The organism is Acidovorax delafieldii (assembly GCF_007993815.1).
In the GTDB taxonomy this organism is placed as follows: Bacteria; Pseudomonadota; Gammaproteobacteria; order Burkholderiales; family Burkholderiaceae_C; genus Acidovorax; species Acidovorax delafieldii.
Map to the genome: position 1 here is coordinate 22,414 of NZ_VJWE01000019.1, position 23,927 is coordinate 46,340.

Consider the following 23,927-nt stretch of genomic DNA (forward strand, 5'->3'; position numbering starts at 1 on the left):
AAACCTGCAGTCACGCACCATGAATTTCATCCTGCACCTGGGCCTGGGCTCGTTCCACCGCGCTCACCAGGCCGTTTACGTTCACGCATTGCGCCAGCAGGGCGACACGGGTTGGGCCATCGCAGGCGGCAACCTGCGCCCCGACATGGCCGATATCATCGCGGCGCTGCAAGCGCAGGATGGACGCTACACGCTCGAAACCGTCACCCCCCAAGGCGAGCGCAGCTACACCGTCATCGAGTCGATCCAGCGGGTGATCCCCTACCAGGACGACCTGGCCCCGCTGATTGCCATGGGCGCCGACCCCGCAACCCGCATCATCAGCTTCACGGTGACCGAAGCGGGTTACTACCTGGATGCACAGAACCAGCTGGACTGGCCCACGTTTGCCGACCTGCGCGCCGACCTGGCGGCCGTGAAGGCGGGCCAGGCAGGTCACACCATCTATGGCGGCCTGGTCAGCATCCTGCGCGCGCGCAGGGCAGCCGGTGCGGGCGCTGTGACGCTGATGAACTGCGACAACCTGCGCCACAACGGCGACCGCTCGCGCGGCGGGCTGCTGCAGTTCATCGAGGCGCTGGGCGATGCGCCACTGAAAGAGTGGGTAGAGCAGAACACCACCAGCCCCAACGCCATGGTGGACCGCATCACGCCGCGCCCCACGCCCGATGTGGCCGAGCGCGTGAAGGCTGCAACGGGTTGGGGCGACAAGGCCGCACTCATGGGTGAAAGCTTTATCCAGTGGGTCATCGAAGACGACTTCATCGCAGGCCGCCCCTCGTGGGAAACGGTCGGTGTCGAGATGGTGCAGTCGGTGCAGGCCCATGAAGAGGCCAAGATCCGCCTGCTCAACGCCACCCACAGCTGCATTGCCTGGGCGGGCACGCTGGCGGGCTACCAGTACATCCACGAAGGCACACACGACGCGGCCATTCGCCAGATGGCCTACGACTACGTCACCGACGACGCGATCCCGGTGCTCCACACCCCAGAGCAGCCATGCCCCATCAACCTGGAGCAGTACCGCGACGTGGTGCTGGACCGCTTCGGCAACCCTGCCATCGCCGACACCAACCAGCGCGTGGCCATGGATGCGTTCTCCAAGATCCCCGGCATGATTGCGCCCACCATCCGCGACCGACTGGCGCGCAACGCGTCGTTCGACAGCGTGGCCATGCTGCCCGCGCTGTTCCTGGCCTACCTGCAGCGCTGGCACGCGGGGCAGATCCCCTACAGCTACCAGGACCAGGCCATGGACCCCGCCGTGGCCCATGCCATCTGCGATGCCGCTGACCCTGTGGCGGCCTTTGCGGCCGACACGACCCTGTGGGGCGAGATGGCCAGCCACCCCCAACTGGTGGACGCGTTGCGCAAAGCCTATGCCCGCGTGCTGGCTTTTGTGGCGGAGCGGACAGGCGCCTGATGCTGGTGTAATTTGAGCCCACTATCGCCATGACCGTGAAGATGCCCATCGCCCCGCGCCAGACCAAGCCCGAGCTGGAGCACGACTATGTGCGCTCGCCCGCTCTGGGCTACGAGTCGCCCGAGACGGCGGGCTTCATCCGTTGTTTGTCGCACGGGTTTCCCACGCCGCTGGCGCGCTGGCATTACCACGACGAGTACGAGTTGCACCTGATCACCGCGACCTCGGGCAAGGTGTTCGTGGGCGACTGGATCGGGCAGTTCCAGCCCGGCCACCTGGTGCTGACGGGTCCGCGCCTGCCGCACAACTGGATCAGCATGGACCTGCCCGAAGGGGGCGTGCCGCTGCGCGACCTGGTGATCCAGTTCTCGCACGCGCCCCTGGTGGCCAGCAGCGAAACCATCCCCGAGTTGCGCGAGGTGCTGCCTCTGCTGGAGCGCGCGCGCCACGGTGTGGAGTTCTTTGGCATGGAAGCGCAGGCGCAAGAGCATTGGCACCGCATCAAGGCGCGCCAGGGGCTGGCCCGGTTCGGCGCGTTCTGCGAATTCATGAGCGACTTGGCGCGCTGCACCGACTTTCGTCTGCTGTCGAGCACGCAGCTGCAAAGCGAGGACAACGACACCCAGCTCGACCAGATCAACGCCATCGTGAGCCGCATCACCGACCACCTGGCCGACCCGCTGTCGGCGGCCGACCTGGCGCAAGAGCTGGGCATGACGGAGAGCCGCTTTTCGCGCTTCTTCCGCCGCGCCACGGGCAATACCTTCACCGACTTCGTGAACCTGGTGCGCGTGAACCGCGCGTGCCAGTTGCTGATGGAGACAGAGCGCTACATCACGCACATTGCTTATGACGTGGGCTTCAACAACATGGCCAACTTCAACCGCCGCTTTCTGGACATCAAGGGCATGACGCCCAGCGAGTACCGCAAGCAGGGCGCTGGAAGGTTTGGAAAGACTTCCTGATCCCCAGCCGGATCTGCACCCCGAGAGGGGGGGAGGCCCTTGTTGCGTGACCCCTGCGCGCAGCCCGCCAAAGGCAAAGGCCGGGCCATGGCTTTCACTGTGAATCACTGACATCCGTCCATCACCCATGTACCTCGGAATCGATTTAGGCACCTCGGGTGTCAAGCTCCTGCTGCTGGACGATGCGCATACTGTGGTCGCTACGGAAGATGCCGCCGTGCCCCAGCTGCGCCCCCAGCCCACCTGGAGCGAGCAGCACCCCGCCGACTGGTGGGCCGCCGTGGAGACTGCCGTGGCGCAGTTGCGCGCGCAGGCTCCCGCAGCGTGGGCGCAGGTGCGGGGCATCGGCCTCTCGGGCCACATGCATGGCGCGGTGGTGCTGGACGCGCAGGGCCAGGTGCTGCGCCCGGCCATCTTGTGGAACGACGGCCGCGCCAGCGCCGAATGTGCGCAGCTGGAATCGGCTGTGCCCACCTCGCGCCAGATCACCGGCAATCTCGCCATGCCCGGCTTCACCGCGCCCAAGCTGCTGTGGCTGCGCAAGCACGAGCCCGCCGTGTTTGACCAGATCCGCACCGTGCTGCTGCCCAAGGACTGGCTGCGCCTGCAACTCACTGGCGATATGGCGAGCGACATGTCCGACGCATCGGGCACGCTGTGGCTGGACGTGCAGGCGCGCGCCTGGAGCCCGGCCATGTTGCAAGCCTGTGGGCTCGATGTTTCGCACATGCCTGCGCTGGCCGAGGGCAGTGCGCCCACCGGCACACTGCGCAGCGATGTGGCACGCCGCTGGGGGCTCGGTGACAGCATCGTCGTGGCTGCTGGCGCGGGCGACAACGCCGCCAGTGCCGTGGGCGTGGGCGCCCGTACTGCGGGGCAGGGCTTTGTGTCGCTGGGCACCTCGGGCGTGGTCTTTCGCGTGACGGACGCTTTTGCGCCTGCCACCGAGCGCGCCGTGCACGCCTTTGCCCATGCGCTGCCGCAGCGCTGGCACCACATGTCGGTCATGCTCAGTGCAGCGAGTGCGTTTGGCTGGATCACCCGGCTCACGGGGCGGGGCGACGAGGCGCAACTGTCTGACGCCGTGGGAGCCCTTAGCGCCAGCCGCCAGGCGCAGGCGCCACTGTTTCTGCCGTACCTGAGTGGCGAGCGCACACCGCACAACAACGCGGCTGCCACCGGCGTGTTCATGGGCCTGCGGGCCGAGCATGAAGCGGCGGACCTGGCCTATGCCGTGATGGAAGGCGTGGGCTTTGGCCTGCTCGATGGCCTCAACGCCATGCGCGCCGCAGGGCCGGGGAAGGGTAGTGACACAGGTCGGAGTGATGCGCCCCTGGCGCTCGTCGGGGGTGGCGCACGCAGCAACCCTTGGGCGCAGCTGCTGGCCAGCGCGCTGGGCACCCCACTGCAGCGCCCGCAGGGCGCACATGCTGCCGCAGCCCTAGGCGCCGCGCGCCTGGCCGCCATGGCCTGCGGTGGTGACGAAACCCACTGGTGCCAGCCCCTGCCCGCTGACGCTACCTTCATGCCACAGCCCGCACAACAAGCCCAGCTGGCCGAACGCTATGCCCGCTTTGTCGCGCTGTACCCCGCGCTGCAATCGCAGTTCTGACGCACTGTCTGCTTCCTTCCAAACGTCCATGACTTCCGCATCCACGATTTCCAACGGCACAGCGCCCATCCACGCTGCCATTGCCGGCGAGGCCCTCATCGACCTGATCCGCCGCCCCGATGGCAGCTACCTGCCGTGCCTGGGCGGCGCGCTCTACAACCTGTGCCGTGCGCTGGCCCGCCAAGGCGTGGGCACCCAGTACCTCAACCCCCTGTCGCGCGATCGTTTTGGGCGTGAACTGGCTGCGCAACTGGTGGCTGACGGCGTGGTGCTGGCCCAGCCCGAGCCCGTGCAGCAGGTCACGTCACTGGCCGTGGTCAACCTCGACGCACATGGCCACCCCGACTACGCCTTCTACCGCGAAGGCGTGGCCGACCGCGCCGCGTCCGCCGCAGGTCTGGGCGATAGCTGCGCCGCCTTGCCCGCGCTGCAGTTGGTGTGCACCGGCGCGCTGGCGCTCGACGCGCGTGACACTGCCATCTACCTGCCGTGGCTGGCCGCCCAGCGCGCCGCAGGCCGCTGTGTGGTGGTCGATGCCAACCTGCGCCCCTCCGTCATGCCCGACCTGGCGGCCTACCGCACCACGGTGCACGCCGCGCTGGCCCACGCCCACATCATCAAGGCCAGCGACGAAGACCTGGAGCATCTGGCCGTGCCTGGTGTGGATGCCCTGGCCCGCGCGCAGCACCTGCTGGCCGCGAACCCACAGGCCCATCTGCTGGCGCTCACGCTGGGCGCGGAAGGCGCCTGGCTGCTGCACCGCAACGGCGTGCAGCGTTTTGCCAAAGAGGCCCAGCCGCTGCCAGTGGTAGACACCGTGGGCGCGGGCGACAGCTTTCTGGCAGGGCTGCTAGCGCATTTGCTGCGGCAATCGCAGGCTGCCGGTGGTGCGAGCTTTGTGCGGTTTGTCGAAGCGCTGGCGGCCGATGCGTGCCAGCAGGCGCTGCGCCATGCGCTGGCCAGCGCCAGTTTGTGCGTGATGGAGCAAGGCTGCGTGCCGCCGGGCTGGGAGGCTGCCCGCGCATGGAGCCAGTAGCATCCCGCAGCCCAAGACCCGCGCGGACATGGGGGTTGCGCCCGCACCCTTGGAGGCGGGCCGTCTATGATCCAACGTCGCCGATTCGCTGGGGATGCCAATGACTGATCTTGTGGTTGCGGTGCTGTGGTCAGCCGTCGATGTGCTGCTGATATTCACTGGCGCATTGGTGGTGCGTGTGCTCAGCCTGGGTCGCTGGCGCACAGAGCATGTGCGCCACCAGGAAGCCCGCATGTTCGCTCCCGCCGGAGCGTTGTCGTTTCGGCGCGAGGGTCAACGCGTGGTGACTGCGAGCGGCCTGTACATCGCCGGATCTTTGTTCTACGCATTGCTGGCGGTGTTGCTGGTGGGCTTGTCGCGGGCCGCATCGGCATGAGGCCCGCCAACGCAGCCTCCGAAGCCCTCCGCATCGTCCCTGTGGGCCCCGATGCCGCAGAAGCCGCCTGCGCGGTCATCCGCCAGTCCATCACCCACTGCTGTGCGCTGGACCACGGCCATGACCCCACCATCCTGATGGCCTGGCTGGCCAACAAGACGCCCGAGAACCTGGCTGCGTGGATCTCCGCGCCGGGCGCTGCAGCATGGGGGGCATACCGAGGCGACACGATGGTGGGCTTTGCGCTGCTGGCGCGGCCCACGCTGGCGCTTTGCTATGTGGTGCCAGAGGCTTTGCACCAAGGGGTGGGGCGGGGCCTGCTGCAGCACGTGGAGGCCCATGCACGCGAGGTGGGGCTCGCAGCTTTGGGGTTGGAGAGCACGCGCACTGCGGAGGCCTTTTATCGCCGCCATGGCTATGCGCCGCATGGAGCAGTGCAAATCTGGGCGGGGCTACAGGCACAGCCAATGCGCAAGGTGTTGTGACGTCACCTTTTCGGCGGCGGCGTGACCCCTCGGGTCACGGACGGGAGAGCGAATGTTCTAGTAAAAATGGCCTCTGGCGCGCAATTTATATGCGCTGAAAGCTCTCATTTTTATAGCGATAGGTGCTTCCTGCCCTGCCGCAGCTCACACGTCGGTACGCACCGGGTGGCCCTGGTTGTCGCTCATTTCCAGAATCCACCACTGTGCCCCCGTGTTCTTGTCGATGAAGCGCATGTGCGAAGCGATGTTGGCCAGCGTGGGGCTGTCGAGGTGGAGCAGGCGCTGCACGTAGTCCACCAGGTCGTCAGCCACGTGGGTGAATTCAAAACCGTCGTGGTCGAACTCGAACACCTGGCCGGCGCACTCGCCATCGGTCGCCATCAGGATGTAGTTGCCCGAATGGGGTGTCTCGCCAATCACTTGGCAGTGCTCGATCCAGTCGGGCAGGATCTCTTCGCGTTCTTCGTCGCTCAGATGTTCCGTCCAGCCCTCAAACGCCTCTTGCAGCTCGGCCCATTCGGCGGGCGGGGCGATGTAGCGGGCCGCATCGCCGGTGTTGGCGTCGTGGTACAGCAAAACGCCGCCCATCGTGGCGTAGAACGCTGGCAACTGGCCCACGTCGGGCAGTGGCGCATCCAGCGCTGCAGGCGGCTGGATGTGGTGCTGGAAGTTCACCGTTTTGGTTTCTTGCGGCTTGTTGATGCGCTCGCAGAGGAAGGTGCCGGTGTGTTCGGCAATGGCGCGGTGCAGGTCGGGCAGGGTCATCGCAGGTCCTTGGGGCAGCGGTCAGAGTTCTTGGGCGTACACGATGAAGCCATGGTGCTTGGCCAGCTTGTCGTACAGCTGGCGCCCGGCGGTGTTGCTCTCATGGGTTTGCCAGTACACGCGCGACGACTTTGCGGCGCGCGCTGCGTCGTACACGGCGTGGATGAGCGCCCGCCCCACACCCCGGCCGCGTGCGACCTCGCGGGTGAAGAGGTCGCTGAGGTAGCACACGGGTTCGATGCGCGTCATGCTGCGGTGAAACACATAGTGCGTGAGGCCCAGGAGTTCGCCGCTGGCATCGTCCTGCGCCACCAGGCAGAACATGGGCTCTGCCGCGTCATGAAACCGCTGCCAGGTGGCTTGCGTGATGTGCTCAGGCAGCGCGGTGGCGCCAAAGCGGCCGTAGAACGCGTTGTAGCCGTCCCAGAGCGGTCGCCAGGCGGCGTAGTCTTCGGGTTGAGCCGGGCGCACGGTGATGGCAGCGGTCATGGGTCAGCTTTCTGTGGGTGTAGAGCGGCTCACAAAACTCTTCTGGCGTCGTTGCTGTGACTTGTCGTACTGCTCGTACTGCCTGCGACACAGCGCCTAGCCAGAACCGCTTCGCGGAGTGTTTTTAGCCGCTCTTACTGCAGCACGCGCTTCGGGTTCATGATGCCCTGCGGGTCCAGCGCCTGCTTGATGGCGCGCATCATGGAGAGCGCCACGGGCGACTGGTACTTGGCCAGCTTGTCGGCCTTGAGTTCGCCGATGCCGTGCTCGGCCGAGAACGAGCCGCCAAACTCGGCCACGGCCTCGTACACCAGGTGGTTCACATGGTCCTCGTATTCGCGCAGGAAGGCCTTGGGGTCGCCTTCTGCCGGCGCCTGCACGTTGTAGTGCAGGTTGCCATCGCCCAGGTGGCCGAAGTTGACCAGGCGCACGCCCGGGATCTCGCGCTGCAGAACCGCATCGGTGTGCGCCACGAAGGCGGGGATGCGCGAGATCTGCACCGAGATGTCGTGCTTGATGTTCAGGCCCTCTTCGGCCTGGGCGAGGGGAATGCTCTCGCGGATGTGCCACAGCTGGTGCGCCTGGGTGAGGTTCTCGGCCACCACGGCGTCGGTCACGCAGCCCATTTCAAACGCGGTTTCCAGCAGCGCTTCAAAACGCGCGCGCGCGTGCTCTTCGGATTCGCTGTCGGAGTTTTCGAGCAGCACGCACCACGGTGCGTTGTCGTCGCCGAGGAAGGGTACGCGCAGCTGCGGCATGTGTTTGCCCACCAGGCTCAGCGCAAACTGGCCCATCACCTCAAAGCCCGTGAGGCCCGCGCCCAGCTGCTTGTGTGCCAGACCCAGCAGCGCCACGGCGTGCTCCATGGATGGCACGGCGGCCCAGGCGGTGAGGCGTGCGGCGGGCTGGGGGTAGAGCTTCATCGTCGCGGCGGTGATGATGCCCAGCGTGCCTTCGCTGCCGATGAACAGGTCGCGCAGGTCGTAGCCGGTGTTGTCCTTGCGCAGGCCCTTGAGGCCATCCCACACCTCGCCCTGCGGCGTGACGACTTCCAGGCCCAGGCACAGGTCGCGCGCATTGCCGTAGCGCACCACCTGCGTGCCGCCCGCGTTGGTGCCCAGGTTGCCGCCGATGGTGCAACTGCCCTCGGCCGCGAGGCTCAGGGGGAAGAGCACGCCCGCGTTCTGCGCCACGTCCTGCAGGTTCTGCAGGATGCAGCCCGCTTCCACGGTCATGGTCAGGTTGTCGGTGTCCACGCTGCGCACCGCGTTCATGCGCGTGAGGCTCAGCACGATCTGCGTGCCGCTGTCGTCGGGCGTTGAGCCCACAGCCAAGCCGGTGTTGCCGCCCTGGGGCACGATGGCCGTGCCCGCTGCCGCGCAGGCCTTGACCACGGCGGCCACCTCTTGCGTGTTGGCAGGGCGCACCACGGCCAGGGCCTTGCCGCGCACGCGGCGGCGCCAGTCCTGTTCCCAGGCGGTGAGATCGCCTTCGTTGAGCACATGGGCGGGGCCGACGATGGTGCGCAGGGTGTCGAGCAAGGTGGTCATGGGTGAAGCGACGTGTTCAGTGGGTTGATCGGGTAGCGGAGGGCTGCGACATAGGCATCAGGGGGCGGGTGGCGCTGCGCTGGCTTCCGCCGCAGCGGCGGCTGCCTTGGCGTTGCGCTGGCGCACGCGCACATGCAGCGTGCAGGCGGTGAACAGCACGAGGCACAAGGCCACTTCGCCCCAGGCCAGCCATTGCGATGGGGGCTTGTCGCCCCAGCCGCGCACCACGCCTTCGGTGAAATACAGCCAGATGACCAGGCTGACCCAGCGGTAGGTGTACATGCGGTTCTTCAGGATGCCCGCCAGCGGGATGCACAGCGGCAGTGCCTTGATGGCCAACCATGAGCCGCCAGGCCTGACTGGGGCCAGCACCAGCTCCCAGGCCAGGCACAGAACAATCAGGGCGAGCAGGCTGCCAGCGGCAAGCCAGCGGGTGGCGGCGACACCGCTGTCGGACGGTGGGAGAGAGTTGGCGGGGGAGGCAGTCATTGGGGTGGCATCATATCGGCCATGCCTCTTTCCCTACAGACAGTCGGCTCGCGCACCGAGGCGCTGATCAATGAGCTGTCGCACTTCCCCTGGAAGACCACGGCCCAGACGCTGCGTGAGCGCTTCCGCGAGGACCACCTGGGCCTCACGGCCAGCAGCCTGACCTTCACCACCATCCTGGCGCTGGTGCCGTTTTTTACGGTGGCGCTGGCGGTGTTCACCGCATTTCCCATCTTCGGCAAGCTGCAGGACGCGCTGCAGGGCTGGCTGGTCAGCAGCCTGGTGCCTGACAGCATCTCGCGGCAGGTGCTGGGCTACCTCACGCAGTTTGCGGCCAAGGCCAGCAGCCTGGGGGTGGCGGGGTTCAGCATCCTGCTGGCCACGGCGCTGGCGCTGATCCTGACCATCGACCGCACGCTCAACGACATCTGGCGCGTGCAGCGTCTGCGCCCGCTGGGGCAGCGGGTGCTGATCTACTGGGCGGCCATCACGCTCGGCCCGTTGCTGATGGGCGCGAGCCTGGCGCTCACGTCGTATGTGATGTCGGCCTCCGGCGGGCTGGTCAAGCGCCTGCCGGACGGCGTGCAGTTGCTGTTCGATTCGATCCAGTTTGTGGTGCTGGCGGGCGGCATGGCGTCGCTGTACCACTATGTGCCCAACACGCCAGTGAAATGGCGGCACGCCTGGACGGGCGGCTTTTTTGTCGCGGTGTGCATCGAGCTGGCCAAGAAGGTGCTGGCGGTGTACCTGGGCAAGGTGCCCACCTACTCGGTGGTGTACGGCGCGTTTGCCACGCTGCCCATCTTGCTGGTCTGGATCTATGTGGCCTGGGTCATCGTGCTGCTGGGGGCGGTGGTGACCGCGTACCTGCCCAGCCTGCTGGCGGGGGTGGCACGGCGCGGCACGGTGGCGGGCTGGACGTTTCAGCTGGCGGTGGAGGTGCTGCAGGCGCTGCACCGTGCGCGCCAGCAGCCCGTCAAGGGCCTGCGCCCCAGCCAGCTGGCCCAGTTGCTGCGGGTCGATGGATTGCAGCTGGAGCCGGTGCTGGAAGCCCTGACCGCGCTGGACTGGGTCGGACAGGTGGCCGATGCTGCGGTGAGTGCGGCCGACGTGCCCGAGTCCCGCTATGTGCTGCTGGCCGACCCGGAAAGCACCTTGCTTGCGCCCCTGGTGCAGCGCTTGCTGCTGCAGCGCGTGGACAGCCTGGGGCCGCTGTGGGTCAACGCCAGGCTCGAAAGCTTGTACATGGCGGATGTGCTGCAGGCGCGTTGACCGGGGTGGATGACTGCCTTCAAGTGGCGGCTCATTGCTATACAAATAATAGCTAACGAGGCATGTTGCACTAGCGCTTCCAGCCTCTGGGGCTCCAAGTCATCTCACAGGGGCACTTTACCCGTCCAGATGTCCTTGTACATGACCCAGTCGCCCATGAAGCTGTACAGCGGGCGTTTGAAGCTGGCGGGCTTGTTCTTTTCAAAGCCGAAGTGCCCTAGCCAGGCAAAGCCGTAGCCGCAGAGCAGGCCGTACAGGAGGTACTGGGGCTTGCCCGTGGCCACCAGCATGGCCAGGCAGACCAGCGTGAGCGTGGAGCCCACAAAATGCAGGCGGCGGCACGTGCGGTTGCTGTGTTCGCTCAGGTAGAACGGGTAGAAGTCCGCGAAGCGCTTGAAGGCCCGAGGGTCCGTGCTGGGCGCTGGTTGCGGGGTGGCAGTCTGGGTGGTCATGGCGTTGTCTCCGGGCGGCGTTGGGGCTCTGCCCGCGTTATACGCCGTGACCCCGGCGCGCACCAGCGGGGCAGTGCGGGTGTGGTGTCGCCAACGGGTCTGCCGCTTTGAACAGGTTCTGAAAGCCCCGGCGGGCCTGCCAGCGCGCCGGGGTTTGGGAGTCACCGGGCAAGGAAGTCCCGGATGGCGGCCAGTGTTTCTTCCGGCGCCTCGGTCATCTGGTTGTGGCCCACGGGCAGGTGGGTGATCTGCACCTGCTTGCCCGCCGCCTGGGCGGCCTTGACAAGTCCCTGTGCGGCCTTGGGCGCCGTCATCTGGTCCTGGCTGCCCAGCGCAAACAGCACGGGGCAGGTCAGTTGCGCCATGGCCGCTTCGCCACCGGCATAGCTGTCACAGGCCACAAATCCCCGGTGGAACACATTGACTGCTGTGTTGCTGCGCAGCACCTTGCGCCCCAGCGCCATGCCTGCACCAAACACCCAGGTGCCTGGGCCCAGGGCCGATGGGGGCGCAGACAAGGTGCTGCGCGAGAACACGTTGACCATGCGCATCGCCTTCTCCGGGTCGGTCTGCGAGGCCTCGATGAGTGCGGGCGACACCTTCATCGGGAAGGCGGTGCCCACCAGCACCAGGTGGCTGATGCGGTCCTTCAGGCGCGCAGCGGCTTCCATGGCGATGAGGGAACCCCAGCTGTGGCCTACCAGCGCCGCGCGCTGCACGCCCGCGGCATCGAGCAGCGCGCCGATGAAGTCCGCGCCTTGCTCCACCGTGGCGGGGGCATCGCCGCCACTGCGGCAGTGGCCGGGCAGGTCGATGGCCAGAATGTTCCAGCCGTGGTTGGCCATGTAGCGGCTTTGCAGGGCCCACACGCTGTGGTCGTTGAGCACGCCATGGATGAACACCACGGTCGGTTTGGCGGCATCAAATGCCTTGCCGCCGGTGTAGCAGTAGATGGCGGCGCCGTTGACTTGGATGTGCATGGTCAGGCCCCCGCCTTTTCTGCGGCTTTGAGCGCGCGTTTCAGGTCGTCAATGAGGTCGTCGGCATCTTCGAGGCCTATGGACAGGCGGATCGTGCCCTGGCTGATGCCCGCGCCCGCCAGCGCTTCGTCGGTCATGCGGAAATGCGTGGTGCTGGCCGGGTGGATCACCAGGCTGCGGCAGTCGCCCACGTTGGCCAAGTGGCTGAAGACCTTGAGGGTTTCGATGAATTTCTTGCCCTGCTCGCGGTTGCCCTTGAGGTCAAAGCTGAACACCGAGCCCGCACCGCGTGGCAGCAGCTTTTGCGCCAAGGCATGGCTGGGGTGAGACTCCAGCAACGGGTGGCCCACGCGCGACACAAACGGCTGCGCGGCCAAAAATTCGACCACCTTCTCGGTGTTGCGCATGTGCTGTGCCATGCGCAGCGGCAGGGTCTCGATGCCTTGCAGGATGAGCCAGGCGGTGTGCGGGCTCATGCAGGCGCCAAAGTCGCGCAGGCCCTCGCGCCGCGCGCGCAGCAGAAAGGCGCCCACGGTGCTCTCTTCGGTGAACACCATGTTGTGAAAGCCGTCGTACGGCTGCGCCAGCTCGGCAAATTTGCCGGCCGATTTGGGACCGTCCCAGTCAAAGCTCCCTCCGTCCACCACGATGCCCCCCACCACCGTGCCGTGGCCCGAGAGGAATTTGGTGGCCGAGTGGTAGACCAGATCCGCTCCATGTTCAAAAGGCTTGATGAGCCAGGGCGAGGTGAGGGTGGAGTCCACCAGCAGCGGCACGCCGGCCTCGTGCGCGATGGAGGATACGGTGGGGATGTCCAGCACATCCAGGCCGGGGTTGCCCACGGTCTCGCCAAAGAACAGCTTGGTGTTGGGGCGCACCGCAGCGCGCCAGCCGTCGATGTCGCCGGGTTTGACGAAAGTGGTCTCGATGCCGAAACGCGACAGCGTGTAGTGCAGCAGGTTCTGCGATCCGCCATACAGCGCCGTGCTGGCCACGATGTGGCTGCCCGCGCCCATCAGCGTGGCAATCGCCAGGTGCAATGCAGCCTGGCCGCTGGCGGTGGCGATCGCGCCCACGCCGCCTTCCAAGGCGGCCACGCGCTGCTCCAGTACCGCATTGGTGGGGTTGCTGATGCGGCTGTACACATGGCCGCCGCGCTCCAGGTTGAAGAGGGACGCTGCGTGGTCGCTCGACTCGAAGACGAACGAGGTGGTCAGGTGGATGGGCACGGCGCGCGCGCCGGTGGTGGGGTCGGGGCTGGCGCCTGCGTGCAGCGCCAGCGTGTCAAAGCCGGGGTCGGAGTAACCGGGCATCTGTGTGTCTCCCATGTTGTCAATGCAGGCGGGCATTGTGGGCTATATTTGCTGACAAACAGCCTGCAGCACCTGGGCAACCCCAGCGGATGTGCTGGTGTGTGCGGGCCCACACATACTCTTTCCGATTCTTCCCGATCCCCCGGAGACTCCGCACCATGAAAGTCAGCGACATCCTTCGCGTCAAAGGCAACACCCTCTACACCGCATCGCCGGACGAGCCGCTGGCGGGTGCCGTGAGCCTGATGGCAGAGCGCGACATTGGCTCGCTGGTGGTGATGGAGCATGGCGACCTGGTGGGCATGCTCACCTTCCGCGAAGTGATCCAGGCGCTGGTCAAGAACGGCGGCAGCGTGGGCACGATGCTGGTGCGCACGGCCATGGACGATGCGCCCCTGACCTGCACCCTCGAAACCGACATGGACGAAGTGCGCCGCATGATGCTGGACCGCCACGCACGCTACATGCCCGTGATGGACCGCCGCATGCTGATGGGCGTGATCAGCTTCTATGACGTGGCCAAGGCCGTCGTGGACAGCCAGAACTTCGAGAACAAGATGCTCAAGGCCTACATCCGCGACTGGCCGGAAGAAGAACCCCGTACCTGAGGTTGTGGGCGGGGCGCGAGGCCGGCGTCCCGGCGTGACGGCACAGACGTGCCTCTAGCCAAGTCAGCGATAGGGGCGAGGCGCCTGGGCGCACAGCCAGGCCTCGATCTCATCGGATGGTAGCGGCTTGCCGAACAGGTAGCCCTGCATGACCGGGCAGCCGTGGGCCTGCAGCCACTGCTGCTGGCCGGTGGTCTCCACCCCCTCAGCCACCACCACCATGCCCAGGCTGTGCGCAATGCTCAGCACCGACACCGTGAGGGCGCGCGCCGTGGCGCTGGTGGTGAGGTCCTGCACAAAAGCCATGTCGAGCTTGAGCTCGCTGATGGGCAGGCGGTGCAGGTAGCTCAGGCTGGAATAGCCGGTGCCGAAGTCATCCAGCGACAGCTTGAAACCCTGGTGGTGCAGGGCCTCGATGTTCTGCAGCGTGACGGGTCGCGCATCCATCATCACACTCTCCGTGATCTCCAGCAGCACATCGCTGGCGCGCAGGCCATGGCGCTGCAGCGCATCACTGATCTCCTGCGCAAACTCCGGCCGGTGGAAGCTGCGGCCCGACAGGTTGATGGCCACGCAGGGCACGTCGTGGCCTGCAGCGCGCCAGGCCGCCAGCTGGCGGCAGGCTTCGTCCAGCAACCACAGGGTCAGCTCATGGATCAGCCCGGCGTCCTCGGCCACGGGGATGAACTGCGACGGCGGCACCATGCCCCACTGCGGGTGGTTCCAGCGCGCCAGAGCCTCCACACCGTGCAATGTGCCGGGGGAGCTGCTGAGAACCTGCGGCTGGTAGTGCAGCGTGAGGCTGCGGTCGGACAGTGCCTGCTGCAGCGCGCGCTCCAGCGAGGCGCGCTCCTGGGCACGGCGGTTCATCTCGGCGCTGAACAGCTGCAGGCTGTGGCGATGGTCGCTTTTGGCCTGGTGCATGGCTTGGTCGGCATGGCGCAGCAGGGTGTCGATGGTGTCTCCATCGTTCGGAAACATCGCAATGCCGATGCTCGCGTGGGGCACATGGGTCTGCCCGAAGATGTCCAGCGGCTGGGCAATGTCGTGCAGCACGCGCTGGGCGCTTTGCACGGCCTGTTCGGTGGTGCATTCGGAGAGCAGCAGCACAAATTCGTCGCCCGACAGGCGCGCGATCAGGTCACGCGCACGCAGGCCTTGGGTCAGGCGCTGGGCCACCTCGCTCAGCAGCGCATCGCCTGCGGCGTGCCCCTGGGTGTCGTTGATCTGTTTGAATCGGTCCAGGTCCAGAAACAGCAGCGCGCCGGTATGGCGCCCCCGCTGCAGGTCGGCCAGCGCCCGCTCTCCACTGCTGCGAAACAGGGCCCGGTTGGGCAGCCCCGTCAGCACATCAAAAAACGCGAGCTGGTGGATACGCTCGTGTGTGCTGTTGCGTTCGATGGCCAGCGCACACAGGTGCAGGCATACATCGACAAGGCGCTGATGCAGCGCGTCGGGTGCGCGCGGTTCGCGGAAGTAAAACGCAAAGGTGCCAATCGGCTGACCCCAGTGGTCGCGAATGGGGCTGGACCAGCAGGCGCGCATGCCGCTCGGGGCAAACAATTCCTGGTAGTCAGCCCAGAGGGGGTCTGTGGCCATGTCGGTGACCACCACGGGTGCGTTGCGGAAGGCGGCGGTGCCACACGACCCTACCTTGGGGCCAATCGCCAGTCCGTCCAGCGCGCGGCTGATGGTGGCTGGCAGGCTGGGCGCTGCCAGCGGGTGCAACCGGCCTTGTGCATCTACCGCCAGGATGGAGGCGGTGACCTCGGGCGCGATGCGTTCGACCTCGCGGCAGACCAGGGCCATCAGCTCGGGCAGGGGCAACTCGTTGACCATGCCCTCCAGCACATGCGTCTGCAGGACCTCGTGCATCTTGGTGAGCGTGATGTCGGTGAGGATCGAAATGCTGCCCCCCGGTCCGCCGGAGCTTTCGTCGGACGCATTGATCACCAGGGACACCCAGCGGGGCTGCCCCGCCTTGCTGTAAAGCAAGGTATCCGTGCGAAAACTGCCTTTGGCCAGCACATTGCCCCGGATGCTTGCGAGCAGATCCGGATCGGAGTGGGGTCCCAGCAAGACCTCGCTCAGGTGCCGGCCCAGCACCTCGGCGGGCTGGTAGCCAAATAATCGCGTGAACCCTTCGTTGATATAGACCACACACTTGGAGCTGTTGGTCATCACCACAGCGTTGTCGCTGGCGTCCAGTGCGCGGCGAAGGGGAGCATCTGCCAGGGCGGCAGTCAGAAGGGTGCGGGAAGGTGATGTCGGACCCGGAGAGGGTGGCGCGAGGGCGGGCATGGAGATCCCAAAAATCGATGTTTACATGCTAACAAGCGTCCAGAACCCTGCCAAGCAGGATATGTCATGCCTGTGCAAACGCGCCACGTATCGGGCGTGTGGTGCCTCGTGGGTGCGGTGACGTAGCAGCTGTGGGGGAGTACACCACAGCAAACCGGTGTGGCCGTGCGTCGGGCACCCGGGGCTCTGGGATAATCCCGCCCCATGAGCGGCAACACCATCGGTACCCTATTCGCAGTCACCAACTTTGGTGAATCCCACGGCCCGGCCATTGGCTGCGTGATCGACGGCTGCCCGCCCGGCATGCCGCTCACCGAGGCTGACATCCAGGCCGACCTGGACCGGCGCCGCCCTGGCACCAGCCGCCACGTCACGCAGCGCAACGAGCCCGACGCGGTGGAGATCCTCTCTGGCGTGTACGAGGGCAAGACCACCGGCACCCCCATCGCCCTGCTGATCCGCAACACCGACCAGCGCAGCAAGGACTACAGCAACATCGCCGAGAGCTTTCGCCCCGGCCACGCCGACTACACCTACTGGCACAAGTACGGCATCCGCGACCCGCGCGGTGGCGGCCGCTCGTCGGCCCGCCTGACGGCGCCCACGGTGGCCGCAGGCGCCGTGGCCAAGAAGTGGCTGGCACAGCAGTACGGCGCCCAGTTCCGCGCCTGCATGACGCAGCTGGGCGAGCTGCCCATCCCGTTCGAGAGTTGGGATCACGTACGCGCCAACCCCTTCTTTGCCCCCGTGGCCGACGTGCAGCAGTACGAGGACTACATGGACGCCCTGCGCAAGGCCGGTGACTCGTGCGGCGCCCGCATCCGTGTGCAGGCCACGGGCGTGCCAGTGGGCCTGGGCGAGCCGCTGTATGACAAGCTCGACGCCGACATCGCCCACGCCATGATGGGCTTGAATGCCGTGAAGGGCGTGGAGATTGGCGCGGGCTTTGCCAGCGTGGCCCACCGGGGCACCATGCACGGCGATTCGATGACGCCGCAGGGTTTTCGCACCAACAACGCCGGTGGCGTGCTGGGCGGCATCAGCACGGGGCAAGACCTGGAGGTGAGCATTGCGATCAAGCCCACCAGCTCCATCATCAGCCCGCGCGAGTCCATCGATATCCACGGCAAGAGCACCGAGGTGATCACCAAGGGCCGCCACGACCCCTGCGTGGGCATTCGCGCCGCGCCGATTGCCGAGGCGCTGCTGGCGCTGGTGGTGATGGAGCACGCGCTGCGTCACCGTGCCCAGTGCGGCGATGTGGTGCCACCTGTGCCGCCGATCCAGGCCTCGTTTCTGTAACACCAACTCCCACCGTCCCTGGGGCGGTGCCTCTGTATGAGCAACCGCTTGTTCCGGGCCTTTTACCGCAGGGCGCTGGCCGCCTTGGCGGTGCCGCTGTGGCTGGCTGGCTGTAGCGGCATTGCGTCCATCGCCCCTGCGGCGGGTAGCGCGCCGGCCCACATCGACATCACCCTCATCGGCTTCAACGACCTGCACGGCAACCTGGAGCCGCCCCACATGGCGCATCGGGTGCAGGGGCCCACAGGCCCGGTGCTGGCACCTGCTGGGGGCATGGCGTATTTCGCCAGTGCCATGGCAGCCCTCAAGGCCCAGTCGCCGCACCATGCGGTGGTGTCGGCGGGTGACATGGTGGGTGCCTCGCCGCTGGTGTCGTCGCTGTTCCTGGACGAGCCCACCATTGAGGCCGTCAACCGCATGCAGATCGACTTCAACGCGGTCGGCAACCACGAGTTCGACCGGGGCTGGCGCGAGCTGCTGCGGCTGCAGAACGGTGGCTGCGAGAAATTCACCTCGCGCGAGCCTTGCCGCATCAGCAAGCCTTTTGAGGGCGCCCAATTTGGCCTGCTGGCGGCCAACACGGTGCGTGAAGACGGGCGCACCCTGCTGCCCGCCACAGGGCTCAAGCGGTTTACCGAAGGCGGTGTCACCGTCACCATGGGGTTTATCGGCCTCACGCTGCAGGCCACACCGACCATGGTCAGCCCGTCCGGGGTCGCTGGGCTGCGTTTTGAGGACGAGGCGGCCACGGCCAACGCGCTGATCCCTCAGCTCAAGGCCCAAGGCGCCGATGTGATTGTGGTGGCCATCCATGAAGGCGGGGGCACCACGGCGGGCGTGCAGGAGACCAGCTGCGCAGGTCTGTCGGGCGACATCGTGCCCATCCTGGAGCGCCTGGACCCGGCCGTGGATGTGGTGGTCTCGGGCCACACGCACCAGGCCTATGTGTGCGACTACAGCCGCGTGAACCCGGCCAAGCCGTTTTTGCTGACCAGCGCAGGCCAGTACGGCACGCTGCTCACCGACATCCAGCTGCGCGTGGATACGCAGACCCGCCGTGTGGTGAGCAAGACGGCGCGCAATGTGGTGGTGCAGGGCGAGGCCTTCACGGGCGCCCAGGGGCCGGTGCCGCTGACAACGGCCGTGCCGACGTTCCCTGCAGATCCCGGCGTGCAAAAGATCATCGACACCTACCGCGCTGCCGCCATTCCGCTGGCCCAGCGTCCAGTGGGGCAGGCCCAAGGGGCCATGCGCCGCCAGCCCAACGCGGCGCTGGAGAGCGTGCTGGGCAATCTGGTGGCGGACGCCCAGCTGCTGGCCACACGAGCGCCTGCGGATGGTGGTGCGCAGCTGTCCTTCATGAACCCGGGCGGCCTGCGCGCTGACCTGGTGCCGGATGAGCAAGGGCTGGTGCGTTACGGCCAGCTGTATGCGGTGCAGCCTTTTGGTAACCAGCTGGTGATCAAGACCTTCACGGGTGCGCAGATCCGCGCGGTGCTGGAGCAGCAGTTCGCCAGCGGTGGCAACACCGTGCAGCGGCCCCGGGTGCTGTCGGTGTCCAGCGGGTTCAGTTACCGCTACGACCTGAGCCAGCCCGCCGGGGCGCGCATCAGCCACATGGTGCTGAATGGTGCGCCGGTGACAGACCTGCAGTCCGTGCGTGTGGTGATGAGCAGCTTTCTGGACAGCGGTGGTGACAACTTCACGGTGCTGACGCAAGGCCAGGACCGGCGCGTGGGTGAGCTGGACCTGGATGCGCTGGAGGCGTACTTCCGGCTGCAGAGCCCGGTGGCACCACCCGCTACCCACCGCATCACCCGCGTTGCGCCTGCCGCGCGCTGAGGAGCACCAAAGGCGTTTGGTGCACGCTGCGTGGGGGAGTCCGCCGCTTAGTCGTCTGTGCGGCGCAGCGCGCCCAGCCATTGCAGCGGGTTGAAGCCGGTGACCAGCCCGGTCGCCACCAGCACCAGCGCGCCGCCCCAGAGCATGCCCGGCCCCAGTGCCTCGCCCAGAAAGATATGGCCCCAGGCCACGCCGAACAGCGGGATCATGAAGGCGGAACTCATGGCGGCCACGGGCGAGACATGTTTGAGGACCCGCAGGTTGAGCCAGTAGGCGAGCCCCGAGGTCACGATGCCCATCACGGCCACGGCGGCCAGCGCCTCGGGAGTGAAACGTGCGGTGGGCAATGTCCAGGCCGCCCCGGGCAGCAGCAGAACCAGGGCAGCGGCGTGGATGCCGGCCGCGATCGACAGCGGTGACATGCGGGTGGTCGCCCGCTTCATCCAGGTGAGGGACAGGCCGTAGCACGCCGCAGCGGTCACGCACGCGCCTGCCGCAAGCAGTACCGCCGAGGTGGGCGCCACAGGCCCCAGCTGCACGATCAGCGCGACCCCTGCAAAGCCGCAGAGGCAGCCCGCCCATTTGCGCGTGCTCAGCGTGTCTTCCTTCATCCAGGCGGCGGCGATCACGCCAAACGGCACAGCCATGGTGTTGAGCAGAGAGCTGTAGCCCGCTGGCAGGTGCAGGGCCGCCCAGGCGTACAGCAGAAAAGGCGCTGCCACCGTCAGCGCACCCAGCCCCAGCAGCTCCCGCCAGTGGCGCCAGGGCCAGGGCTCATCCGCCCAGCGCATGATGCCGATCAGCGTGAGAGTGGCCAGCCCAATGCGCAGCGCGGCCATCACATTCGGACCCAGTACCGGGCTGGCGATGCGGATGAACAAAAAGGAAGCGCCCCACAGGGCAGACAGCAGCACCAGCTGCAGGAAGTGGCGGGTTTTCACCGCGCGCATTGTCAGGCACCTGCGCAGTGCTTGCCGGAGTGTTGGATGGCAGTTTTGATGCAAAAAACTGCTTGAAGCGTTAGTCCATCATGCTGCGATAGCTATCAAATTAGTAGCAATTGCAGAGTAGCTTGCGCGACACACGCGCAGGGCCATGGCAGAACCTGGGAGTGCGCAATGTGTGCCAACGGTGCCGCGCTCTGCATTGGCCAGACGAGGTAGCAGGGGCGGGGGCTGCGTAGGGGCGGTCATCCGCGTGACGGCCACCCTGGAGCGCGATTGGCTACTTGCGCACCTCATCCACCATGGCGCGAAAGTCGTCGATGTCTTCAAAGCTGCGGTACACGCTGGCAAAGCGGATATAAGCCACCTTGTCGAGCTTCTTGAGCTCCCGCATCACCAGCTCGCCAATGCGGCTGGAGATCACTTCGCGCTGGCCCAGGTTGAGCAGCTTTTCTTCGATGCGCTCGATGGCGCTGTCGATCTGGTCGGTGCTGACCGGGCGCTTGCGCAACGCCAGGTTGAAAGAGCCCAGCAGCTTGCTGCGGTCGTATTCGATGCGCCGGCCGTCCTTTTTGACGATGGCCGGGAAGTTCACTTCCGGCCGCTCGTAGGTGGTGAAGCGCTTGTCGCACGCGCCGCACTGGCGGCGGCGGCGGATGAAGACCCCATCCTCAGACACCCGCGTTTCAACAACTTGCGTTTCGAGGTGGCTGCAGAAGGGGCACTTCATGGGCGCTGAGGACCGGCTTGTTGCTTAACGGTAGACCGGGAAACGAGCGGTCAGTGCGTTGACCTTGGCACGCACGGCGGCGATGTTGGCTTCGTCGCGGGGGTTGTCCAGCACGTCGGCAATCAGGTTGGCCGTGATGCGGGCTTCTTCTTCCTTGAAGCCACGCGTGGTCATGGCGGGGGTGCCAATGCGCACGCCGCTGGTCACCATCGGCTTTTCAGGGTCGTTGGGGATAGCGTTCTTGTTGATGGTCATGTGGGCGGCGCCCAGCACGGCCTCGGCTTCCTTGCCGGTAATGCCCTTGGCGCGCAGGTCCACCAACATCACGTGGCTTTGCGTGCCGCCGCTCACGATGCGCAGGCCGCGGGCAGTCAGCGTCTCAGCCACCACCTTGGCGTTCTTGGCCACTTGCTCCTGGTAGGCCTTGAACTCGGGCTGCAGCGCTTCCTTGAAAGCCACGGCCTTGGCCGCGATCACGTGCATCAGCGGGCCACCTTGCAGGCCGGGGAAGATGGCGCTGTTGATGGCCTTCTCGTGCTCTGCCTTCATCAGGATGATGCCGCCGCGGGGGCCGCGCAGGCTCTTGTGCGTGGTGGATGTGACCACGTCGGCGTGGGGCACGGGGTTGGGGTACACGCCCGCGGCAATCAGGCCGGCGTAGTGGGCCATGTCGACCATGAAGATCGCGCCCACGTCCTTGGCCACCTTGGCAAAACGTGCGAAGTCAATGTGCAGGCTGTAGGCCGAGGCACCGGCGATGATCAGCTTGGGCTTGGTCTCGTGCGCCTTTTTCTCCATCGCTTCGTAGTCGATGGCTTCGTTGGCATCCAGGCCATAGGACACCACGTTGAACCACTTGCCAGACATGTTCAGCGGCATGCCGTGTGTCAGGTGGCCGCCTTCGGCCAGGCTCATGCCCATGATGGTGTCGCCGGGCTTCAAGAAGGCCAGGAACACGGCCTCGTTGGCCGATGCGCCGCAGTGGGGCTGCACGTTGGCGGCTTCTGCGCCGAACAGCTGCTTGACCCGGTCGATGGCCAGTTGCTCGGCCACGTCCACATGCTCGCAGCCACCGTAGTAGCGCTTGCCGGGGTAGCCTTCTGCGTATTTGTTGGTCAGCTGGGTGCCCTGGGCCCACATCACGGCGGGGGAGGCGTAGTTCTCGCTGGCGATCAGCTCGATGTGGTGCTCTTGGCGCGCGTTCTCCGCCTGGATGGCAGCAAACAGCTCGGGGTCGGTTTGTTCGACAAGAATTTTGCGGTCGTACATGATTGGCAGTCCTATGAACTTGTGTCCCTTGAAACAAGGGCTGCCCAGGCGAACGGCTGAACGCATGGGGCAGGGCCCCTGCGGCACGCTTCCCAGTGGTTCACAAGAAGTAGGTTCTTGCTGGTTTCCACGTCAGCGGCAACATCCAGTGGCAGGATGTTGCGCCTATCGCCAGTCGCGTACCCCGTTAGTGTAGCCGACACGGCGCCAGTGCCGCACCGTCCGAACCGCTGGGCGCCAGGGTTGTTGCCTGGGTGCCGGGAGCCCGCAGGGTTACAGGCCAGGTGTCAGCAAAGCCACCTTGTCGCTGACTGCTGCAGGGGCTGTGGTGCGGGGTACCGCTGCGGGGATGCTCTGCACGGGAGCCTGGGTAGACAAGGAGGGCGGAGGATTGAAAGGCACTGCGCGACCACCGGCCACCTGGCGCAGGCGTAAATGTTCCGCCATCACCTTGGCGGCATAGCCTCCGTCGTCGGCCATGTTGCCTGCACCCACATAAAAGCGCAGGCCGCCTTCGAGCGAGCCAGCGCGAGCAATGCATTCCTGCAGCACCTTCACACCGACCCGCAGGTTGCTCACCGGGTCAAAGGCTGCAAAGTGACCGCCGAAGTTCTGGTACTTGTCAGTGTGCACGCGGGTCATCACCTGCATGAGCCCCTGTGCGCCCACGGCGCTTTCGGCAAATGGGTTGAAGCTCGACTCAATGGCCATGATGGCCAGGATCAGGGTGGGGTCGATCTTGGCGCGGGTGCCAATCTCGTAGGCCTCGGCCACCAGAGCGCTCAGGGGCTCAGGCGCCACGCGGTACTTTTTGCTGAGCCAGAAGGCCACGGCTGCCTGCTCTTTGGGCAGGTCCTTGGGGTTTACCGCCGTAGCGCGCTCGCTGGCTTCCGGTTCGATGGGCATACCCAGCATTTCAACCTGGCGGGCTTGCAGCCAGTTCATCAGTTGCTCTTCACCAGCCTGGCGCAGGTCGGGCCGTGCAGTGAGGGCAATGACGACAAAGGCAACGGCCAAGCCGATAAGGGCGAAGCTGTTGTGGGTGATTTCAAGAAAACCTTCGGTCACGTCGGCCGCGAAGGTTCGCACGCCGGAGACTATTTTTCCTGACGCTGTCATAGCTCTTCCTTTCTGAAGCGGGCCAGTGGAGCGGGGCAGTCGCAGTGGACTGTGCTTTGCTGGCAGATCGCCTGGATTGGTACGCCATCAAGTCCGGGCTGCACGTCTGTGGAGTGCTTGGCGCCCTGGATTGACTTAGCCGGGTTCGGCAGCGATTGGGGTTTGTACTAGCCCTGTTTTTGGGGCTGGCGGATTCTAGAAGCTCACTAAATGCATAGTCAATACTAACAAAACTATTTTTAAGACATAAAAATTATGAAAAACATGTGAAAAATCACAGTTTTTGTGGGGTGAGGGGCTGTTCAGCGCTGTGGGTGGGCCGGTGGTGGCTGACATCACCATGTCAAATTCAATCGGGCTTTTCTCCGCCATTGAGAATCCGATTTGAGTTGGCCGAGTGAGTTTGATAAGGTGGAGGCGCCTGTAGATTTCAGGCATCGCCAGACGAAGCGAAGTCTCCCTCCGAGGGCATTCAGTGCCAAGGTGCAGCAGATGCCGCTTCCATGGCAACCCCTGGAGGCAATACCTTGCCTCCTCGCCATGCGGACCTTTCTCTCCGCATCGCGACCGATGGCAAAGACCGTTGTGTCAGCCGTCAAGCCCGG

At 65.9% G+C, this 23,927-nt stretch carries 22 protein-coding genes and 1 riboswitch; of the genes, 10 read left to right on the plus strand and 12 right to left on the minus strand.

Features of this window, described 5'->3' with window-relative positions; translation table 11 throughout:
- Positions 1–19 precede the first annotated feature (19 nt).
- The 6 genes from dalD to ATF69_RS22160 all read left to right on the plus strand — a co-directional run bounded on the left by dalD (position 20) and on the right by ATF69_RS22160 (position 5,897).
- Positions 20–1,423, plus strand: a complete 1,404-nt coding sequence (gene dalD, locus ATF69_RS22135; RefSeq protein WP_146872309.1) for a D-arabinitol 4-dehydrogenase — start codon at positions 20–22, stop codon at positions 1,421–1,423.
- Positions 1,424–1,452: 29 nt separating this feature from the next.
- Positions 1,453–2,388 carry an AraC family transcriptional regulator gene (locus tag ATF69_RS22140; protein WP_056743668.1) on the plus strand — a complete coding sequence of 312 codons (936 nt, stop codon included), beginning with the start codon at positions 1,453–1,455 and terminating at the stop codon, positions 2,386–2,388.
- Positions 2,389–2,515: 127 nt separating this feature from the next.
- Entirely contained in the window at positions 2,516–4,000 is a 1,485-nt protein-coding gene (xylB, locus tag ATF69_RS22145; protein WP_146872310.1) for a xylulokinase, read from the plus strand.
- Positions 4,001–4,028: 28 nt separating this feature from the next.
- The gene (locus ATF69_RS22150) at positions 4,029–5,036 is read left to right on the plus strand and encodes a PfkB family carbohydrate kinase (protein ID WP_146872311.1); all 1,008 of its coding nucleotides are present in this window, start codon (positions 4,029–4,031) and stop codon (positions 5,034–5,036) included.
- 100 nt (positions 5,037–5,136) lie between these two features.
- Positions 5,137–5,412, plus strand: coding sequence for a hypothetical protein (locus tag ATF69_RS22155; RefSeq protein WP_146872312.1), 276 nt, complete (start codon positions 5,137–5,139; stop codon positions 5,410–5,412).
- The gene (locus ATF69_RS22160) at positions 5,409–5,897 is read left to right on the plus strand and encodes a GNAT family N-acetyltransferase (RefSeq protein WP_146872313.1); all 489 of its coding nucleotides are present in this window, start codon (positions 5,409–5,411) and stop codon (positions 5,895–5,897) included. The genes ATF69_RS22155 and ATF69_RS22160 overlap by 4 nt, the downstream gene beginning before the upstream one ends.
- 144 nt (positions 5,898–6,041) lie before the next feature.
- On the opposite strand, the gene ATF69_RS22165 is transcribed toward ATF69_RS22160, so the two are convergent.
- The 4 genes from ATF69_RS22165 to ATF69_RS22180 all read right to left on the minus strand — a co-directional run bounded on the left by ATF69_RS22165 (position 6,042) and on the right by ATF69_RS22180 (position 9,190).
- Positions 6,042–6,662: an SMI1/KNR4 family protein gene (locus ATF69_RS22165; RefSeq protein WP_146872314.1), complete on the minus strand. Its 621-nt coding sequence runs from the start codon at positions 6,660–6,662 to the stop codon at positions 6,042–6,044.
- 21 nt (positions 6,663–6,683) lie between these two features.
- Positions 6,684–7,151, minus strand: coding sequence for a GNAT family N-acetyltransferase (locus ATF69_RS22170; RefSeq protein ID WP_146872315.1), 468 nt, complete (start codon positions 7,149–7,151; stop codon positions 6,684–6,686).
- Between the two features lie 134 nt (positions 7,152–7,285).
- Entirely contained in the window at positions 7,286–8,701 is a 1,416-nt protein-coding gene (locus ATF69_RS22175) for an FAD-binding oxidoreductase (protein WP_146872316.1), read from the minus strand.
- A gap of 57 nt (positions 8,702–8,758) precedes the next feature.
- The gene (locus ATF69_RS22180) at positions 8,759–9,190 is read right to left on the minus strand and encodes a DUF2069 domain-containing protein (protein ID WP_146872317.1); all 432 of its coding nucleotides are present in this window, start codon (positions 9,188–9,190) and stop codon (positions 8,759–8,761) included.
- 21 nt (positions 9,191–9,211) lie between these two features.
- Between ATF69_RS22180 and ATF69_RS22185 the strand changes: the two genes are divergently transcribed.
- Entirely contained in the window at positions 9,212–10,462 is a 1,251-nt protein-coding gene (locus ATF69_RS22185) for a YihY family inner membrane protein (RefSeq protein WP_146872318.1), read from the plus strand.
- Between the two features lie 104 nt (positions 10,463–10,566).
- Here the strand turns inward: ATF69_RS22185 and ATF69_RS22190 are convergent, their stop codons facing one another.
- From ATF69_RS22190 to ATF69_RS22200, 3 genes are all read right to left on the minus strand, one after another.
- A complete protein-coding gene (locus ATF69_RS22190; RefSeq protein ID WP_099729870.1) occupies positions 10,567–10,914 on the minus strand; it encodes an Mpo1-like protein in 348 nt (115 codons plus the stop codon).
- A gap of 161 nt (positions 10,915–11,075) precedes the next feature.
- Positions 11,076–11,894: an alpha/beta fold hydrolase gene (locus ATF69_RS22195; RefSeq protein ID WP_146872319.1), complete on the minus strand. Its 819-nt coding sequence runs from the start codon at positions 11,892–11,894 to the stop codon at positions 11,076–11,078.
- A gap of 2 nt (positions 11,895–11,896) precedes the next feature.
- Complete coding sequence (locus tag ATF69_RS22200; protein WP_146872320.1) at positions 11,897–13,207, minus strand: O-acetylhomoserine aminocarboxypropyltransferase; 1,311 nt, start codon at positions 13,205–13,207, stop codon at positions 11,897–11,899.
- 158 nt (positions 13,208–13,365) lie between these two features.
- Here ATF69_RS22200 and ATF69_RS22205 point away from each other — a divergent pair, with 158 nt between their 5' ends.
- On the plus strand, positions 13,366–13,815 hold the full coding sequence (locus ATF69_RS22205; protein WP_015013536.1) for a CBS domain-containing protein: 450 nt from the start codon (positions 13,366–13,368) through the stop codon (positions 13,813–13,815).
- A gap of 63 nt (positions 13,816–13,878) precedes the next feature.
- Here ATF69_RS22205 and ATF69_RS22210 read toward each other — a convergent pair whose 3' ends face one another.
- A complete protein-coding gene (locus tag ATF69_RS22210) occupies positions 13,879–16,116 on the minus strand; it encodes a sensor domain-containing protein (protein ID WP_146872321.1) in 2,238 nt (745 codons plus the stop codon).
- Between the two features lie 204 nt (positions 16,117–16,320).
- Here ATF69_RS22210 and aroC point away from each other — a divergent pair, with 204 nt between their 5' ends.
- Positions 16,321–17,418 (plus strand): chorismate synthase, encoded by a 1,098-nt coding sequence (gene aroC, locus ATF69_RS22215; RefSeq protein WP_056067164.1) that lies wholly within the window; start codon positions 16,321–16,323, stop codon positions 17,416–17,418.
- A gap of 36 nt (positions 17,419–17,454) precedes the next feature.
- On the plus strand, positions 17,455–19,260 hold the full coding sequence (locus tag ATF69_RS22220) for a bifunctional metallophosphatase/5'-nucleotidase (RefSeq protein ID WP_146872322.1): 1,806 nt from the start codon (positions 17,455–17,457) through the stop codon (positions 19,258–19,260).
- Positions 19,261–19,307: 47 nt separating this feature from the next.
- On the opposite strand, the gene ATF69_RS22225 is transcribed toward ATF69_RS22220, so the two are convergent.
- The 4 genes from ATF69_RS22225 to ATF69_RS22240 form a co-directional block, all read right to left on the minus strand.
- The gene (locus tag ATF69_RS22225; protein ID WP_146872323.1) at positions 19,308–20,210 is read right to left on the minus strand and encodes a DMT family transporter; all 903 of its coding nucleotides are present in this window, start codon (positions 20,208–20,210) and stop codon (positions 19,308–19,310) included.
- Between the two features lie 274 nt (positions 20,211–20,484).
- Positions 20,485–20,934, minus strand: a complete 450-nt coding sequence (nrdR, locus tag ATF69_RS22230) for a transcriptional regulator NrdR (RefSeq protein ID WP_015013541.1) — start codon at positions 20,932–20,934, stop codon at positions 20,485–20,487.
- A gap of 24 nt (positions 20,935–20,958) precedes the next feature.
- The gene (gene glyA, locus ATF69_RS22235) at positions 20,959–22,203 is read right to left on the minus strand and encodes a serine hydroxymethyltransferase (RefSeq protein ID WP_146872324.1); all 1,245 of its coding nucleotides are present in this window, start codon (positions 22,201–22,203) and stop codon (positions 20,959–20,961) included.
- 35 nt (positions 22,204–22,238) lie between these two features.
- A riboswitch (ZMP/ZTP riboswitch) is annotated at positions 22,239–22,392 on the minus strand.
- Between the two features lie 84 nt (positions 22,393–22,476).
- Positions 22,477–23,322 carry a lytic transglycosylase domain-containing protein gene (locus tag ATF69_RS22240; protein ID WP_146872325.1) on the minus strand — a complete coding sequence of 282 codons (846 nt, stop codon included), beginning with the start codon at positions 23,320–23,322 and terminating at the stop codon, positions 22,477–22,479.
- Positions 23,323–23,927: the final 605 nt, after the last annotated feature.

Bases quoted from the DNA above. Each gene is read 5' to 3' on its own strand.
- dalD (WP_146872309.1), top strand. From the start codon at position 20: ATGAATTTCATCCTGCACCTGGGCCTGGGCTCGTTCCACCGCGCTCAC.
- ATF69_RS22140 (WP_056743668.1), top strand. From the start codon at position 1,453: ATGACCGTGAAGATGCCCATCGCCCCGCGCCAGACCAAGCCCGAGCTG.
- xylB (WP_146872310.1), top strand. From the start codon at position 2,516: ATGTACCTCGGAATCGATTTAGGCACCTCGGGTGTCAAGCTCCTGCTG.
- ATF69_RS22150 (WP_146872311.1), top strand. From the start codon at position 4,029: ATGACTTCCGCATCCACGATTTCCAACGGCACAGCGCCCATCCACGCT.
- ATF69_RS22155 (WP_146872312.1), top strand. From the start codon at position 5,137: ATGACTGATCTTGTGGTTGCGGTGCTGTGGTCAGCCGTCGATGTGCTG.
- ATF69_RS22160 (WP_146872313.1), top strand. From the start codon at position 5,409: ATGAGGCCCGCCAACGCAGCCTCCGAAGCCCTCCGCATCGTCCCTGTG.
- ATF69_RS22165 (WP_146872314.1), bottom strand. From the start codon at position 6,662: ATGACCCTGCCCGACCTGCACCGCGCCATTGCCGAACACACCGGCACC.
- ATF69_RS22170 (WP_146872315.1), bottom strand. From the start codon at position 7,151: ATGACCGCTGCCATCACCGTGCGCCCGGCTCAACCCGAAGACTACGCC.
- ATF69_RS22175 (WP_146872316.1), bottom strand. From the start codon at position 8,701: ATGACCACCTTGCTCGACACCCTGCGCACCATCGTCGGCCCCGCCCAT.
- ATF69_RS22180 (WP_146872317.1), bottom strand. From the start codon at position 9,190: ATGACTGCCTCCCCCGCCAACTCTCTCCCACCGTCCGACAGCGGTGTC.
- ATF69_RS22185 (WP_146872318.1), top strand. From the start codon at position 9,212: ATGCCTCTTTCCCTACAGACAGTCGGCTCGCGCACCGAGGCGCTGATC.
- ATF69_RS22190 (WP_099729870.1), bottom strand. From the start codon at position 10,914: ATGACCACCCAGACTGCCACCCCGCAACCAGCGCCCAGCACGGACCCT.
- ATF69_RS22195 (WP_146872319.1), bottom strand. From the start codon at position 11,894: ATGCACATCCAAGTCAACGGCGCCGCCATCTACTGCTACACCGGCGGC.
- ATF69_RS22200 (WP_146872320.1), bottom strand. From the start codon at position 13,207: ATGCCCGGTTACTCCGACCCCGGCTTTGACACGCTGGCGCTGCACGCA.
- ATF69_RS22205 (WP_015013536.1), top strand. From the start codon at position 13,366: ATGAAAGTCAGCGACATCCTTCGCGTCAAAGGCAACACCCTCTACACC.
- ATF69_RS22210 (WP_146872321.1), bottom strand. From the start codon at position 16,116: ATGCCCGCCCTCGCGCCACCCTCTCCGGGTCCGACATCACCTTCCCGC.
- aroC (WP_056067164.1), top strand. From the start codon at position 16,321: ATGAGCGGCAACACCATCGGTACCCTATTCGCAGTCACCAACTTTGGT.
- ATF69_RS22220 (WP_146872322.1), top strand. From the start codon at position 17,455: ATGAGCAACCGCTTGTTCCGGGCCTTTTACCGCAGGGCGCTGGCCGCC.
- ATF69_RS22225 (WP_146872323.1), bottom strand. From the start codon at position 20,210: ATGCGCGCGGTGAAAACCCGCCACTTCCTGCAGCTGGTGCTGCTGTCT.
- nrdR (WP_015013541.1), bottom strand. From the start codon at position 20,934: ATGAAGTGCCCCTTCTGCAGCCACCTCGAAACGCAAGTTGTTGAAACG.
- glyA (WP_146872324.1), bottom strand. From the start codon at position 22,203: ATGTACGACCGCAAAATTCTTGTCGAACAAACCGACCCCGAGCTGTTT.
- ATF69_RS22240 (WP_146872325.1), bottom strand. From the start codon at position 23,322: ATGACAGCGTCAGGAAAAATAGTCTCCGGCGTGCGAACCTTCGCGGCC.